We start from the raw sequence: 13,723 nt of genomic DNA, 5'->3' as shown, positions 1-13,723 counted from the left end.
CCATGGATCTTGGACTGAAGGACCGGGTGTACGTCGTCACCGGGGCCACCCGCGGCCTCGGCAACGCCGCCGCGCGTGAGCTCGTCGCGGACGGCGCGAAGGTGGTCGTCACGGGGCGGGAGGAGGAGAGCGTCGCCGACGCGGCCGCCGCGCTGGGGCCGAACGCGGTCGGGGCCGCCGCCGACAACGCCGACCCGCAGGCGGCGGAGCGGTTGATCGCGACCGCGCGCGAGCACTTCGGCCGCTTCGACGGCGTACTGGTCAGCGTCGGGGGGCCGGCGCCGGGGTTCGTCGCCGACACCACGGACGAGCAGTGGCAGGCGGCGTTCGAGTCGGTGTTCCTGGGGGCGGTCCGGCTCGCGCGGACGGCCGCGGCGGAGCTGGAGGCGGGGGGTGTCATCGGGTTCGTGCTGTCCGGGTCGGTGCACGAGCCGATTCCGGGGCTGACGATCTCCAACGGGCTGCGGCCGGGGCTGGCCGGGTTCGCGAAGTCGCTGGCCGACGAGCTGGGGCCGCGGGGGATCCGGGTGGTGGGCCTGCTGCCGGGACGCATCGACACGGACCGCGTGCGCCACCTGGACGGGCTGTCCGCGGATCCGGAGGCCACGCGGGCCGCGAACGAGTCCCGCATCCCGTTGCGGCGGTACGGCAGGCCGCAGGAGTTCGGGCGGACGGCCGCGTTCCTGATGTCGCCGGCCGCGTCCTTCCTGACCGGGGTCATGCTGCCGGTCGACGGAGGGATGCGGCACGGATTCTGACGGCGTCCGGATGACGGCCCCGCGCGCCTCGGATGCCTCAGCTGACCCTTTCCGGGCGGTGCCTGACCCCGTTCAGGCGGACCTCGGCCGGGAGTGAGGCGAGGCCCGCGGAGTCCCGGGCGTGGGCCAGGACCCCCGTCGTCAGGCCGTGCAGGGCCGTGCCCGGGTCCACGTGGGGTTCCAGCTGGAGGCGCACGCGGGTCCGCGGGGCGGTCGGGCGGCCCTTGAGGCGGGCCTGGGCATGGGCCACGCCGTCCAACTCGCCTGCCTGGCTCGCCAGGACGCCCTCCAGGGCGCGGCCCCGCAGCAGCGCGCCCTCGCCGTCGCCGGTGTCGACGAGTACCTCGCTCAGGCGGTGCCTGCGCAGGACCGCGGTCAGCCACCACAGGGCGAGCAGGACGAGGACGGCGAGTGCGGCGAGGACGGCCGGCCACCACCAGCCGGCGTCCCGCCAGCGGGTGCGCTCGGCGTCGGTGAGCAGCACGTCGTGCCGGCCGTCGCGGATCCACCAGGAGGGCGCCGGGGCGCCCAGTCCCACGGCGAGCACCGAGCCGCCGAGCAGCACGAGGACGAGGCCGGCCACGGCGAGCAGTACGCGGTTGAGGGTCCTGAGCACGGTCCTCACCCCTTTCGTCCGGGTCGTGTCACGCGCACCGCCAGCGCGGGCGGCCGGTCCAGGCCCAGTCCGGTGACCGCGTGGGCGAGCGTGGCGTCCAGGTCGGCGCGGACGTCGTCGAGTTCGCGGAAGTGGGAGACGGCGCGGACGTCGGCCCGGGTACGGCCCACCCGCACCCGGGCGGACTGCACACCGGCGACCTCCATGGCCCGGTCGCGCAGGACCGTGGCCGCCGCGGCCCGGTGCAGTCCGGCGCGGACGTCGGGCCGCGGGCGCCGCATCGGCAGGACGGCGCGCAGGCCGGGGGTGACGGCCAGCACGACCAGCCACAGGCCGAGGGCCGCGGCGACGCCCGCGCCGACCAGCACCCAGACGTCGTCCAGGGGCCGCTCGGCGAGCTGCCGGGCCAGCTGCCGGCGCCAGGACAGGGCGTCCCGGTCCGCCCGTACGGCGGCGACGTCGTACAGGAAGGCGCCCGCGACGACCAGGAGCAGCAGCGCCACGATCCCCGCGGGGACACGGCGCGCCGACCAGAAGCGGCCGCTGCCGGCGGTCTCGCCCGGCTCGCCGTCGAGCACCGGCAAAGTCTCGTACTCCCCGCCGGTGTCGGCCGGCTTCTCGATGACCGGCAGTCGTCGTGTGGTGCCCTCGGAGCCGTGGGGCTCGCTCATCGCGTCCTCCCCTGTGCCAGGCCGTGCGCCCGTGCCGGATGCAGCCGCTCCACCTGGACGGCGACCTCCAGCACCTCGATACCCACCAACGCGCCTACCCGCTCGACGACATGACGACGCACCCGAGAGCATCGGGCGCCGATGTCGCTGGGGTAGTCCAGTTCGAGGTGCACGCGGATACGGGCGGTCTCGTGGTGCACGACGACGGTGGCGTGCGGGGGCCCGGCGTCCTGGGGCAGTTCACCGAGCGCCTCGTGCGCCGCGCGACCGGCGATCTTCGCGACGACCCGGTCGGCGATCCGGGTCACGCCGCGCTCCCCCGGCGGGACGACGGCCAGGGGCCCGCGGATGTCACCGATTCCGCCGCCCACGGACGTCATCACCGCCGGTCGCGCCGCTCGTCACGGGTGCGGAACAGGTCGCCGAGCTCCAGATCGCCCTCCAGGAACCGGCCGACGACGAACCCGACGGCGCCCAGGGCGGCGACCAGCAGGAAGGCGCCGAAGCCGCCGAAGTATCCGGCGAAGCCCAGCGCCATACCGGCGATCATGCCGACCACGGCCATGCTCATGTGCGCTCCTCAGCTCGTCAGCTCGTCAGCTGGACACTCGTCACTCGTCACGGTTCGTTCGCGTCACTGGAGCCGGGACTCCGGCTCCTCGTCCTCCTCTTCGTCCGGCAGTTTCACGTCGCTCACCGCGATGTTGACCTCGACGACCTCCAGGCCGGTCATCCGTTCCACCGCCGCGATGACGTTCTCCCGCACGGCCTGGGCCACATCCGCGATCGCCACGCCGTAGTCGACGACGATCTCCAGGTCGAGCGCGGTCTGCACCTCACCGACCTCGACCTTGACCCCGCGCGTCACCGACTTCGCCCCGCCCGGGACCCGGTCCCGGACGGCGCCGAAGGTCCGGCTCAGCCCACTGCCCATCGCGTGCACGCCGACGACGTCCCGGGCGGCCATCCCGGCGATCTTCTCCACCACGCCGTCGGCGATGGTGGTCCGTCCCCGGCTCGCCGGGTCCCCGCCGCCGCGCTTGACCGTCTTGCGGGCCTGCACCGGCGGCTCGATCTCGTTCTCGTTCTGCGTCCGGTTCCGCTCCGTCATGTCACTCATCGCCGTACGTCCCTTCCGCTGGTCCTCTCCGACCACCGTAAGTGCGGTGACGCGATCGCGCGCCGGTGATGCGGCAGGCTGGAGTAATGACGGCGCAAGAGTGGACGCGGACGGTACGGCAGCAGCTGCGGCTCGGCAGGTTCCTGCCCCTGGGAGGCGCGCGCGACGGCGCGTGGATCGCGGAGACGGCGGCCGGCGCGGTGCTGCGGCGCGCGGCCGAGGACCTGCGCGGGGTACGGCTGGACTCGGTGCGGATCGGGCTCGCCGATCCGCAGGACACGCACGAGCCCGCCGTACCGCCGCCGCCGAGCGCCCTGCCGCCCGGCCCGCTGCTCGTGACGGCACAGTTCGCCGCCAGGGCGTCCGAGCCGCTGCCGGCGACGGCGGCCCGCCTGCGCACCCTGCTGGTGGCCGCGGCGGAGGGCCTCGGCCTGGCGGTGGCGGAGGTGGACCTCAAGGTGACGGGACTGCTGGACCAGGACCCGGAGCCCCGTGCGGTACGTGCGCCGGAACCGGCCTCCGCCACGGCGAGCGGGGACGCCGACGAGGAGCGCGCGGCCGAAACGGCGCTGGCCGTCCCGGGCGTGCACCGGCTGACGGGCACGCTGGGCCGCCCGGCGCACATCGAGGAACGGCAGCACGGATCCACCGCCCTGCCCCGCCGCCACGTCCGCCTGGAACTGGCGGTGGGCGCGGACCACCGGGCACTGGAGGTGGTCCGGGAGGTCCGCGGGCGGGTGGAACAGGCGCTGCCGGATCATCCGACGGTGGCGGTCCTGGTGACCGCCGTCGAGTGAGGTCCTACTCGCCGACGCCGGCCAGGTCCCGCAGCCGTCGGGCCTGCGCGGCCCGCTCGGCGGCGCGCTGAGCCTCGTAGTCGCGGTCCTGTGCGCCGCGCAGCAGTGCCTTCGTCTCGATCACCGCGTCCCGGGGCGCGGCCAGGATCGCCGAGGCGAGGTCCCGTACCGCGCCGTCGAGCTGGTCCGACGGCACCGCGACGTTCGCCAGGCCCGTGTGCACGGCCTCCTCGGCGTGCACGAAGCGTCCGGTCGCGCAGATCTCCAGCGCCCGGGCGTACCCGACCAGTCCCACCAGTGGATGCGTACCGGTCAGGTCCGGCACCAGTCCGAGGCTGGTCTCGCGCATGGCGAACTGCACGTCGTCCGCGACGACGCGCAGGTCACAGGCGAGCGCGAGCTGGAAGCCCGCCCCGATGGCATGTCCCTGCACCGCGGCGATGGACACCAGGTCGCTCCGTCGCCACCAGGTGAAACCCTCCTGGTACTCGGCGATGGCCGCGTCCAGCTCGGCGTCTTCACCCCGTGCGAGGTCGATGAACGACGGCTCGCCGTCGAAACCCTCGGGCGTGAACGCCTGCCGGTCGAGACCGGCGGAGAAGGACTTGCCCTCGGCACGCAGCACGACGACCCGGACGGAGCCCGGCAGGACCCGCCCGGCTTCTGCCAACGCCCGCCACAGAGCAGGACTTTGGGCGTTGCGTTTGGCCGGGTTGGTCAGCGTCACCGTGGCGATCGCGTCGTCGACGGTGAGCCGTACGCCGTCCTTGTCGAGTGCGGGAGCTTCGGGAACACGGTCCTGGTCGGGCGAAGCCATGGGGCGCCTCCGATGGGTGCGGTCAGCAGAGCGATGCTAAGTGACTGCACAGTAACCACCCGGCCGATCAGTCGACCGACCGGGTGGCCACCATCGAAGCCGATGGGCCGCCCGGGTTCAGGACGAAGCGGCCTTCTTGCCCCGCGTCGCCCCGCCACGCCCACGCAGCGTGACACCCGATTCGCTGAGCATCCGGTGCACAAAGCCATACGAGCGGCCGGTTTCCTCGGCCAGCGCCCGAATGCTCGCACCGGAGTCGTACTTCTTCTTCAGGTCTGCCGCGAGCTTGTCGCGCGCGGCGCCGGTTACCCGGCTGCCCTTCTTCAGAGTCTCGGCCACCCGGTCCTCCTCATGGGAAGTGCGCTCTGGTCTCCTCATGATCACCCCTCCGGGGCTTCATGGCCACCCATTCGGCAAGGTCCGTGCGACATGGTTGTGACGACAGGAGCACGTCCCCACATGCGGAACCGGGGATTCCAAGACGTGCCGTTCGTACCGCCGAACGGGTTCTTCCGTGAAAGGCCAGGTCAGAGACGCGCGATGGCCGAGCCCTTGTCGATAAAGGACTCGGCCGGAACATTGATGTAGGACACACCTCGGTACGAGGAGATCTCACACAGATGATGGATCACGGATCGGCCGAATGATCCATACGCAGTGGATCACCCCTTCGATCACGCGGTCGATCACGCGGTCGACCGCCGGGACCGGTCCTCAGGCGAGGGCGACGAGGTCCGCGTAGTCGGCACCCCACAGGTCCTCGACGCCGTCGGGCAGCAGGATGATCCGCTCCGGCTGGAGCGCCTCGACGGCGCCCTCGTCGTGGGTGACCAGGACGACCGCGCCCTTGTAGGTGCGCAGCGCGCCGAGGATCTCCTCGCGGCTGGCCGGGTCCAGGTTGTTGGTCGGCTCGTCGAGCAGCAGGACGTTCGCCGACGACACCACCAGGGTCGCCAGCGCCAGCCGGGTCTTCTCGCCGCCGGACAGGACACCGGCCGGCTTGTCGACGTCGTCGCCGGAGAACAGGAACGAGCCGAGCGTCTTGCGGACCTCGACCAGGTCGAGGTCGGGGTTGGCGGAGCGCATGTTCTCCAGGACCGTGCGCTCGGGGTCCAGGGTCTCGTGCTCCTGGGCGTAGTAGCCGAGCTTGAGGCCGTGGCCCTCGATGATCTGGCCGGTGTCGGGCTTCTCGGCGCCCCCGAGCAGTCGCAGGAGGGTCGTCTTGCCGGCGCCGTTCAGACCGAGGATGACGACGCGCGAGCCCTTGTCGATGGCCAGGTCGACGTCGGTGAAGATCTCCAGCGATCCGTACGACTTGGACAGGCCCTCGGCCATCAGCGGGGTCTTGCCGCAGGGCGCGGGCTCCGGGAAGCGGAGCTTGGCGACCTTGTCGGACCTGCGCTCGGCCTCAAGGCCGGCGAGCAGCTTGTCGGCGCGGCGGGCCATGTTCTGCGCGGCGACGGTCTTGGTGGCCTTGGCGCGCATCTTGTCGGCCTGGGAGTGGAGCGCGGAGGCCTTCTTCTCCGCGTTCTGCCGCTCGCGCTTGCGGCGCTTCTCGTCGGCCTCGCGCTGCTGCTGGTAGAGCCGCCAGCCCATGTTGTAGACGTCGATCTGGGCCCGGTTGGCGTCCAGGTAGAAGACCTTGTTGACGACCGTCTCGACCAGGTCGACGTCGTGGGAGATCACGATGAAGCCGCCGCGGTAGGTCTTGAGGTAGTCGCGCAGCCAGACGATCGAGTCCGCGTCGAGGTGGTTCGTCGGCTCGTCGAGCAGCAGCGTGTCCGCGTCGGAGAACAGGATGCGCGCCAGCTCGATCCGGCGGCGCTGACCGCCGGAGAGCGTGTGGAGCGGCTGGCCGAGGACCCGGTCGGGCAGGTTGAGCGCGGCGGCGATGGTGGCGGCCTCGGCCTCGGCGGAGTAGCCGCCCTTGGTGAGGAACTCCGTCTCGTGGCGCTCGTACTGCCGCAGGGCCTTCTCGCGGGTGGCGCCCGAGCCGTTCGCGATGCGCTGTTCGTTCTCGCGCATCTTGCGGATCAGTACGTCGAGGCCGCGCGCGGAGAGGACGCGGTCGCGGGCGAGGACGTCGAGGTCGCCGGTGCGGGGGTCCTGCGGGAGGTAGCCGACCTCGCCGGAGCGGGTGATGGTGCCGCCGGCGGGGACGCCCTCGCCCGCCAGGCACTTGGTGAGGGTGGTCTTGCCGGCGCCGTTGCGGCCGACCAGACCGATGCGGTCGCCCTTGGCGACACGGAAGGTGGCGGACTCGATGAGGACGCGCGCACCGGCGCGCAGCTCGATACCGGAGGCGGAGATCACGGACAGACTCCAGAGCGGAGGGGGCGGGTGGACGGCTGAGGACGTTCCCGCCGTCTAATGCGCGAGGAGAATGGCCATGGGGCCAGTCTAACGGGGCCGTGCAAGCACTTCTTCTGCGTTCAGGTGTTCGGGCCGCGCGACGACGGCCGGTCCGGGGGCCGGGCGGCGCCCGGGACGTGGACGTACGGGCGCCGCGGCGGCGGCCGGCGGGGCGTTGTCAGTGGTCGCTGCGAGACTGGACGGCGGAGGGATTTCCGGTGGGTGTCACAAAGGAGTGATCGGCATGGCGGCAACGAGCGGCGGGCGTCCGAGCATCTATCCGACCCTGCTGTACACGGACGCGAGGGCGGCGATCCGGCAGCTCACGGAGGCCTTCGGCTTCATGGAGCTGTCGGTCTACGAGAGCGAGGACGGCTCGGTGATGCACGCCGAGCTGGTCCAGGGCAACGGCGCGGTCATGGTCGGTTCCAAGGGCCGCGGCGGCGTCTTCGACGCGGCGATGAAGGACGCGGGCACGGCCGGGGTCTACGTCGTGGTGGACGACGTGGACGCGCATCACCGGCGTGCCGTGGATCACGGCGCGGAGATCCTGATGCCCCCGACGGACCAGGACTACGGCTCACGGGACTACATGGCCCGGGACGTCGAGGGCAATGTGTGGAGCTTCGGCACCTACGCGCCCGAGATCGGGGGCTGACGGCCGGGGCGGTTCAGCTGCCCCCGGTGTGCACCTGGAAGGCGGCACGGCGGACGGCCTTGGCCAGGGCCGGGTCGGGGTGTGCGGCGGCGAGCGCGACCAGGACCTGCACGGTGCGGGGGTGACCGACGGCACGCACCTCGTCCAGGAGCGCGGGGACGGTCGGCTGCAGCGCGGACTCCAGGTGCCGTACGAGCATCGGGGCCTCGCCGTGGTCGGCGACGGCGGCGGCGGTGTCGACCCACAGCCAGGTCGCCTCCTCCCGGGTGAGCACCTCGTGGGCGTCCTCCGGGTCGATCCCGTCGTGCTCGGCGAGCCACAGCAGGGCGTACGGCCGGAGCGTCGGCTCGTCGGCCACGGCGCGGACGTCGGGCTCGGCGGGGGCCCCGACGACCCGCAGGGCCTCGAAGGCGAGGCCGCGCAGCAGGGCGTCCTCGCCGCGGGCGGCGTCGAGCAGTTCGCTGACCGCGCTGCCGACGGGGCGGGCGGCGAGCCAGGCGCGGTATTCGGCGCGGGCCGCGTTCGGGCGCAGCTGGGCGCAGCCGCGGAGCATGTCCTCGGCCGCCTGCTCGATGTTCCCTGCGGGGCTCTGCGCGGCCACGCAGATCTGCTCCAGCTTGACCCACACCGCCCAGTTGCCGAGCGGGGTGAGCGTGGCCTGTCCGTCGCCGTAGGTCAGTGCGCCGACGGAGGCGAGGGCACGCAGGGCCCATTCGAGAAGGGGGGCGAGGGGCGCGAGGGGGGCGTCGGCGGCGGACTCCGGCGGCGCGGGGGCGGTCTCGGCCGGTGCGGACTGGGGGCCGTAGGGGACTTCGCAGCGCTCCGTGCGCAGTTCGGTGACCCGCTGCTCCAGGAGGTCGAGGAGCTGCTCGACGGGGACGGGGCCGGCGGACAGCTGGAGGAAGGAGAGCACCTGGGGCATGGCCGAGACGACCTCGGCGACGGCGGCCGGCTCGTGGTCGGAGGGTTCCGGGTAGGCGAGCGACCAGGCGTCGAAGAGGGCCACCCAGCCGCGCAGGACGGCGCTGTCGTCGCGGTTCCAGGCGCGCAGCCGCCAGCCGGGGCGGGCGCTGTCGCCGTGCACCTCGACGAGTCCGGCGAGGCGGGCGGTGTCCCAGTCGGCGCGGACCTGAGCGGCGGTCAGCCCCAGGTCGGCGGCGGCCCGTTCGGCGGTCTCCGCGGAGAGCGCGCCCTTGCCGTCGGGGCTCGCGCCGTCGCGCCCGGGGCGCAACGCGGCGTCGGCCCAGCGGGCGACGCGGGCCGCGGCGGCGAGACCCGAGCGCGCCATTCTGGCCAGTTCCGCGGGGGCCGGTGTGCCCTCCGGCGGCCGGGGCGCGGCGCGGCGGGGACGCCGCTGGTTCACTGCTGTGGGGGCGGCGGCCAGGGGTCGCGGGCGGACGAGTCGAAGCCTGGAGTCGCGCGGGATACGGGACGTCACGGGTGCAGTCTTCCGGTTGACGGTCCGAAAACCCAAACGGAATGTCACGGCGGGCGACGGGGAGGGCCGGTACCGGGCCCGTGCGGGTGGCCGTAAGCCGAGTTCAGGCCACTGGTACGGCGTTAAACGGAACCTGTGGGGCGGGGCGTGGACGCGGTGCCGCGCGCCGGGTGGAGCGCGGCCGGCCGAGCGGGGCGCGCGACCGGTTTCGGCGCGGTCACATCAGCGGGGTCAGGAAGCGGCGCAGCGTCTCCTCGTAGACCGCCGGGTCGGCGTTCCACATGGCCGCGTGGGGCGCGTGCCGGACCGGGTGGAGGATGACGCGGCGGGGATGGGCGTCGGCGAGGCGGCGGGAGTGGCTCCAGGGGGCCACCCGGTCGTCCGGGCCGTGGAAGACGAGGGTCGGCGGGAGGGGCCGGCCGGGGGCGGGGACGCCGGCGAGGCGGTCGGCGGACAGACCGGTGCGGCCCTGGACGGCGCGTACCGCGAGCGGCAGCAGGGCGCCGGGGGTGCGGCGGGCCGTGGCGAGGGCGCGCAGGGTCGCCTGCCAGTCGAGGACCGGGGAGTCCAGGACGAGCCCCGCGATCCGGTCGTGCGCCGTGGAGCGCGCGGCGGCGCGCAGCGCCATGGTGGCGCCGGTGGACCAGCCGTGCAGGACGACCTGGCGGGCACCGTTGCGCAGGGCGTACCGGACGGCGGCGTCCAGGTCGCGCCACTCGGTCTCGCCGAGGTGGTTCAGCCCGTCCGGCGGGCGGGGGGCGCCGAGGTCGCCGCGGTAGGCGAGGGTGAGCACCGGGAAGCGGAGACGGTGCACGAACTCCAGCACGTTCAGGGGGTGTTCGCGGGTGGTGCCCAGGCCGTGCACCGCGATCACCCAGATGTCCCGCACGCCGGGCGTCAACCACGCGGGCAACGGGCCCAGTTCGCCGGGCACCTCGACGTCCGTGTGGTCCAGGCCGAGGGCGGTGCCCGGGTCGCCGACGTGCACGTTGGGGGTGAACCAGACCTTGTCCCCGGGTTTCAGGGTGCCGCGCGTGACGCGTTCCAGACGGCGTACGACGGTGTCGGCGGAGTGGGCCTCCGTGCCGAGGACGGGACCGACGACCGCGTGCGAGCCGTCGCCGGCGAGGCCGTAGGTGCCGGGGCGCAGGGCCGCCAGGTCGCGGGTGACGGCGATGCGGCCGGCCGCGGTGGCGTGCACGGTGAGCCTGGGTTCGGTGGGCAGCGGGCGGCCGGGCGGCGCCTTGAGGGCGGCGTCGCCGGCGAGACGGCCGGCGACGACCGCGGCGGCGCCGACGCCCAGCACGGCGGTGACGGCAGCGGCCGTCGCTCTGACAGTGCGCACGGCACCAGTGTCCTGGCGCACCGCGCCCGCGGCCAGCGGGAGGACGGCCCGGAGTGACACTTTCCGCGCGGATCTCACCGAAGCCCCCTCAGCCCCGCTGCCCGTACGTCCGCAGCCGCTCCCCTGCCTCCGTCACCTGTGCCTCGGTCAGCAGCGTCGGTGACAGTCCCGGCACCGAGGACGCCGTCAGCCACAGGCGGCACATCCACTCCAGCTGGGCGGTGCGGTCGTAGGCCTGGTCGAGGGTGGCGCCGTAGGTGAGGGTGCCGTGGTTCTGGAGGAGGCAGCCGGTGCGCCCGGCGAGGGCGTGGAGCACGTTCTCGGCCAACTCGCCGGTGCCGTAGGGGGCGTACGGGGCGACCCGGACGGTGCCGCCGAGCGCGCCGGCCATGTAGTGGATCGCCGGGAGCTCGGGGACGAGCGTGGAGACGGCCGTGGCGTGCACGGCGTGGGTGTGGACGACGGCGCGGGCGTCGGTGGTGCGGTGGACGGCCAGATGCATGGGCAGTTCGCTGGTGGGGACGAGCGTGCCGAGCACCTGCCGGCCGTTGAGGTCGACCCCGGTGACGTCCGTGGGCGTGAGCCGGTCGTAGGGCACGCCCGACGGTGTGACCAGCACGGTGTCCTCGACGCGCACCGAGACGTTGCCGGAGGTGCCGACGACCAGTCCGTCGGACACGGTGCGGCGGGCCGTCGCGACGAGCGCCTCCCAGGCGTGCGCCTCCTCGGGGCGCACGCTCCTCCCCCGCGGCTCCGGCACGTCCGGTGCGCCCGCTCGCGCGCCTCGTCCACCCCGCGGGTCCCGCTGCTCCTCGGCCATGCGGCGATCCTGCCAGGCCCGGCGCCGACTCGCCGCCGGGCGGAGGCACTTCGGGCCACTGGCGGAGGGCCACGGCCAAGTGGCGCCGCGTTCGCGCATGTGCCACGGGCTGAGCAGGACCCGGATGACCGGGTGGATCAAGGCGTTCAGCGACGAGGTGAAGCGGCACACCGGCCGCCGCCCGGTGACGGCGGCAGCCCGCCGGGTGACCAACATCTCTTCGACGGGTCTTTGAACCGGCTGAGGGAGTTCGCCGACGGCGGGTGGCCAAGGGGTGCCCGGGCCGCACGGGGCCCACGGAGCCGGCCGAAGCGCGGCGGTGCGAGAACCGCAGCATCCGGACACCGTGCGGCCCGCCTCAGTTCACCTTCCGTTCACTCAGGTTGCTTACGTTCGTCCGGCCAATGACCTCGAACGATTGCCTGGGTAAATGGAAAACTTCTCGCTGATCCTCGCGATTGTGGTAGTAACCGCACTCGCGTTCGATTTCACGAACGGTTTCCACGACACCGCCAACGCGATGGCCACGACCATCTCGACCGGCGCGCTCAAGCCCAAGGTCGCGGTGGCCATGTCCGCCGTGCTCAACCTTGTGGGCGCTTTCCTCTCCGTGGAGGTCGCCAACACGATCTCCAAGGGTCTCGTGGACGAGAGCGGCATCCGTCCCGAGGTCATCTTCGCCGCCCTGGTCGGCGCGATCCTCTGGAACCTGCTGACCTGGCTGGTCGGACTCCCCTCCAGCTCCTCGCACGCCCTGATGGGCGGCCTCATCGGCGCCACCGTCGCCTCCGCGGGCTTCGGCGGGGTGCACGGCGACGTGCTCGTCACCAAGGTGCTGATCCCGGCGATCGCGGCCCCGCTGGTGGCGGGCCTGGCCGCGATGCTCGCGACGCGCCTGTCGTACAAGCTCGGCAAGAAGGCCGACGGCAAGGCGGCGGAGAAGGGCTACCGGGCGGGCCAGATCGCCTCGGCGGGCCTGGTCTCGCTCGCCCACGGCACCAACGACGCGCAGAAGACGATGGGCATCATCACCCTGGCGCTGGTCGCCGGCGGCGCCGTCGCCCCCGACTCGGACCCGCCCACCTGGGTCATCCTCTCCGCGGGCATCGCCATCGCGCTCGGCACCTACCTCGGCGGCTGGCGCATCATCCGCACCATGGGCAAGGGCCTGACCGACCTCCAGCCGCAGCAGGGCTTCGCCGCCCAGACCAGCGCGGCCACGGTCATCCTGGCCTCCTCCCACCTCGGCTTCTCCCTCTCCACCACGCACTCCGTCTCCGGCGCGGTGATGGGCGCGGGCCTCGGCCGCAAGGGCGGCGTGGTCCGCTGGTCGACGGCGACCCGGATGTTCGTGGCGTGGGGCCTGACCCTGCCCGCCGCGGCCCTGGTCGGCGCGATCGCGGAGTACGTGACCGGCTTCGGCGCCTGGGGCACGGCGCTCGTGGCGGTCTTCCTCGTCGGCTCCAGCGCCGCGATCTGGAAGGTCTCCCGCCGCGAGGTCGTCGACCACACGAACGTCTGCGACACCGAGGAGCCGGCCGGAGTGGTGACCGCGGCGATGGCCGCGGTGACCCCGCCGCCGACGGGCACGGTGACCGAGGACCTGACGGCCACGATCCCGGCCCCGGCCGTCGCGGTCGCCGCCGACCCCGCGGCCCCGCCGGCCACGACCACCGTCTGAGCCCCGCCACCCCGGCACGAACCGGTACGAAGGAAGAAGCAGCATGAAGATCGACTGGGCGGCCCTCGGCTCCGTCTTCGGTGTCAGCCTCGTGGTCACCGTGGCCCTGGTGGGCCTGTTCACCCTCGCCGTCATGGGCCTGTCGCGACAGGAACGGGCCGCGCAGCAGGGCGGTTCGGCCGCCCTCGCGGTCACGGGCGCGTACGCCTGCTTCGCGGCCTGCACCGCGGCGGTCGCGTACGGGATCTACCTGATCGTGGCCTGACACGGGCACCTGGCCGCCGGGCGGGTCCGGAACTTCGGTTCCGGGCCCGCCCGGTCGGCGTTCCGGGACCGCCGCCCGGCCCCGCGGGCGCCCTTCGGGCCGGTCCCGCGGATGCCCTGGCCACGTCGGCGATGTGGGGTTCTCCACAGTCCCCCCGCGCAGGTCAACGGCAAGTTGACGGCTCTTCCAACCCCGTGGTGGACTGCCGGGGCCATGTACGGCGGCAGAAGAGGAAGCCGGTGCGAGTCCGGCGCGGTCCCGCCACTGTCACCGGGGCAGAAAGCCCCGGGAGCCAGGAACTCTCGTCGCCGGTCTCGTCGAACCAGGGCGTGGACACCCTGAGTGAGGACATATCGCCATGCTCGGCTGCCGTTCGAGGTTCAGT

16 protein-coding genes and 1 riboswitch are annotated in these 13,723 nt (G+C 73.4%); of the genes, 5 read left to right on the top strand and 11 right to left on the bottom strand.

Annotation, left to right across the window (positions count from 1 at the left end):
• Nucleotides 1-2: 2 nt before the first annotated feature.
• Nucleotides 3-758: an SDR family oxidoreductase gene (locus ACWD0J_RS19450; protein WP_451497045.1), complete on the top strand. Its 756-nt coding sequence runs from the start codon at nt 3-5 to the stop codon at nt 756-758.
• A gap of 37 nt (nt 759-795) precedes the next feature.
• On the opposite strand, the gene amaP is transcribed toward ACWD0J_RS19450, so the two are convergent.
• The 5 genes from amaP to ACWD0J_RS19425 all read right to left on the bottom strand — a co-directional run bounded on the left by amaP (nt 796) and on the right by ACWD0J_RS19425 (nt 3,165).
• Nucleotides 796-1,383 carry an alkaline shock response membrane anchor protein AmaP gene (amaP, locus tag ACWD0J_RS19445; protein WP_451497044.1) on the bottom strand — a complete coding sequence of 196 codons (588 nt, stop codon included), beginning with the start codon at nt 1,381-1,383 and terminating at the stop codon, nt 796-798.
• Complete coding sequence (locus ACWD0J_RS19440) at nt 1,380-2,045, bottom strand: DUF6286 domain-containing protein (protein WP_451497043.1); 666 nt, start codon at nt 2,043-2,045, stop codon at nt 1,380-1,382. The genes amaP and ACWD0J_RS19440 overlap by 4 nt, the downstream gene beginning before the upstream one ends.
• Nucleotides 2,042-2,425: a hypothetical protein gene (locus tag ACWD0J_RS19435; protein ID WP_451497042.1), complete on the bottom strand. Its 384-nt coding sequence runs from the start codon at nt 2,423-2,425 to the stop codon at nt 2,042-2,044. The genes ACWD0J_RS19440 and ACWD0J_RS19435 overlap by 4 nt, the downstream gene beginning before the upstream one ends.
• The gene (locus ACWD0J_RS19430; protein WP_451497041.1) at nt 2,425-2,616 is read right to left on the bottom strand and encodes a hypothetical protein; all 192 of its coding nucleotides are present in this window, start codon (nt 2,614-2,616) and stop codon (nt 2,425-2,427) included. The genes ACWD0J_RS19435 and ACWD0J_RS19430 overlap by 1 nt, the downstream gene beginning before the upstream one ends.
• A 63-nt stretch (nt 2,617-2,679) precedes the next feature.
• Entirely contained in the window at nt 2,680-3,165 is a 486-nt protein-coding gene (locus tag ACWD0J_RS19425) for an Asp23/Gls24 family envelope stress response protein (RefSeq protein WP_451497040.1), read from the bottom strand.
• Between the two features lie 86 nt (nt 3,166-3,251).
• Between ACWD0J_RS19425 and ACWD0J_RS19420 the strand changes: the two genes are divergently transcribed.
• Complete coding sequence (locus tag ACWD0J_RS19420) at nt 3,252-3,962, top strand: nucleopolyhedrovirus P10 family protein (protein WP_451497039.1); 711 nt, start codon at nt 3,252-3,254, stop codon at nt 3,960-3,962.
• Between the two features lie 4 nt (nt 3,963-3,966).
• On the opposite strand, the gene ACWD0J_RS19415 is transcribed toward ACWD0J_RS19420, so the two are convergent.
• From ACWD0J_RS19415 to ACWD0J_RS19405, 3 genes are all read right to left on the bottom strand, one after another.
• Nucleotides 3,967-4,779, bottom strand: a complete 813-nt coding sequence (locus tag ACWD0J_RS19415; RefSeq protein ID WP_451497038.1) for an enoyl-CoA hydratase/isomerase family protein — start codon at nt 4,777-4,779, stop codon at nt 3,967-3,969.
• A gap of 117 nt (nt 4,780-4,896) precedes the next feature.
• Nucleotides 4,897-5,118, bottom strand: coding sequence for a helix-turn-helix domain-containing protein (locus ACWD0J_RS19410; RefSeq protein ID WP_004002281.1), 222 nt, complete (start codon nt 5,116-5,118; stop codon nt 4,897-4,899).
• Between the two features lie 375 nt (nt 5,119-5,493).
• Complete coding sequence (locus ACWD0J_RS19405) at nt 5,494-7,092, bottom strand: ABC-F family ATP-binding cassette domain-containing protein (protein ID WP_451497037.1); 1,599 nt, start codon at nt 7,090-7,092, stop codon at nt 5,494-5,496.
• 283 nt (nt 7,093-7,375) lie between these two features.
• Here ACWD0J_RS19405 and ACWD0J_RS19400 point away from each other — a divergent pair, with 283 nt between their 5' ends.
• Nucleotides 7,376-7,789: a VOC family protein gene (locus ACWD0J_RS19400; RefSeq protein ID WP_451497036.1), complete on the top strand. Its 414-nt coding sequence runs from the start codon at nt 7,376-7,378 to the stop codon at nt 7,787-7,789.
• Between the two features lie 13 nt (nt 7,790-7,802).
• Here ACWD0J_RS19400 and ACWD0J_RS19395 read toward each other — a convergent pair whose 3' ends face one another.
• The 3 genes from ACWD0J_RS19395 to ACWD0J_RS19385 form a co-directional block, all read right to left on the bottom strand.
• The gene (locus tag ACWD0J_RS19395) at nt 7,803-9,227 is read right to left on the bottom strand and encodes a hypothetical protein (RefSeq protein WP_451497035.1); all 1,425 of its coding nucleotides are present in this window, start codon (nt 9,225-9,227) and stop codon (nt 7,803-7,805) included.
• A 217-nt stretch (nt 9,228-9,444) separates the two neighbouring features.
• Nucleotides 9,445-10,572 (bottom strand): alpha/beta hydrolase family protein, encoded by a 1,128-nt coding sequence (locus ACWD0J_RS19390; protein ID WP_451497034.1) that lies wholly within the window; start codon nt 10,570-10,572, stop codon nt 9,445-9,447.
• An 88-nt stretch (nt 10,573-10,660) separates the two neighbouring features.
• On the bottom strand, nt 10,661-11,392 hold the full coding sequence (locus ACWD0J_RS19385) for a class II aldolase/adducin family protein (protein ID WP_451497033.1): 732 nt from the start codon (nt 11,390-11,392) through the stop codon (nt 10,661-10,663).
• Between the two features lie 430 nt (nt 11,393-11,822).
• Between ACWD0J_RS19385 and ACWD0J_RS19380 the strand changes: the two genes are divergently transcribed.
• Both ACWD0J_RS19380 and ACWD0J_RS19375 read left to right on the top strand, forming a co-directional pair.
• Complete coding sequence (locus ACWD0J_RS19380; RefSeq protein ID WP_451497032.1) at nt 11,823-13,073, top strand: anion permease; 1,251 nt, start codon at nt 11,823-11,825, stop codon at nt 13,071-13,073.
• A gap of 43 nt (nt 13,074-13,116) precedes the next feature.
• Nucleotides 13,117-13,338, top strand: a complete 222-nt coding sequence (locus ACWD0J_RS19375) for a hypothetical protein (RefSeq protein ID WP_451497031.1) — start codon at nt 13,117-13,119, stop codon at nt 13,336-13,338.
• Nucleotides 13,339-13,519: 181 nt separating this feature from the next.
• A riboswitch (cobalamin riboswitch) is annotated at nt 13,520-13,659 on the top strand.
• The last annotated feature ends 64 nt before the right edge of the window (nt 13,660-13,723 follow it).

The sequence above is a fragment of the Streptomyces sp. NPDC003011 genome (genome assembly GCF_053591515.1).
Note: the sequence above shows the minus strand (reverse complement) of the source record. Positions and strands in the feature narration are given on the sequence as shown.

Excerpts from the sequence above, each read along its gene's own strand:
- ACWD0J_RS19450 (WP_451497045.1), top strand. The coding sequence starts at position 3 with ATGGATCTTGGACTGAAGGACCGGGTGTACGTCGTCACCGGGGCCACC.
- ACWD0J_RS19440 (WP_451497043.1), bottom strand. The coding sequence starts at position 2,045 with ATGAGCGAGCCCCACGGCTCCGAGGGCACCACACGACGACTGCCGGTC.
- ACWD0J_RS19435 (WP_451497042.1), bottom strand. The coding sequence starts at position 2,425 with ATGACGTCCGTGGGCGGCGGAATCGGTGACATCCGCGGGCCCCTGGCC.
- ACWD0J_RS19430 (WP_451497041.1), bottom strand. The coding sequence starts at position 2,616 with ATGAGCATGGCCGTGGTCGGCATGATCGCCGGTATGGCGCTGGGCTTC.
- ACWD0J_RS19425 (WP_451497040.1), bottom strand. The coding sequence starts at position 3,165 with ATGAGTGACATGACGGAGCGGAACCGGACGCAGAACGAGAACGAGATC.
- ACWD0J_RS19420 (WP_451497039.1), top strand. The coding sequence starts at position 3,252 with ATGACGGCGCAAGAGTGGACGCGGACGGTACGGCAGCAGCTGCGGCTC.
- ACWD0J_RS19415 (WP_451497038.1), bottom strand. The coding sequence starts at position 4,779 with ATGGCTTCGCCCGACCAGGACCGTGTTCCCGAAGCTCCCGCACTCGAC.
- ACWD0J_RS19400 (WP_451497036.1), top strand. The coding sequence starts at position 7,376 with ATGGCGGCAACGAGCGGCGGGCGTCCGAGCATCTATCCGACCCTGCTG.
- ACWD0J_RS19385 (WP_451497033.1), bottom strand. The coding sequence starts at position 11,392 with ATGGCCGAGGAGCAGCGGGACCCGCGGGGTGGACGAGGCGCGCGAGCG.
- ACWD0J_RS19380 (WP_451497032.1), top strand. The coding sequence starts at position 11,823 with ATGGAAAACTTCTCGCTGATCCTCGCGATTGTGGTAGTAACCGCACTC.
- ACWD0J_RS19375 (WP_451497031.1), top strand. The coding sequence starts at position 13,117 with ATGAAGATCGACTGGGCGGCCCTCGGCTCCGTCTTCGGTGTCAGCCTC.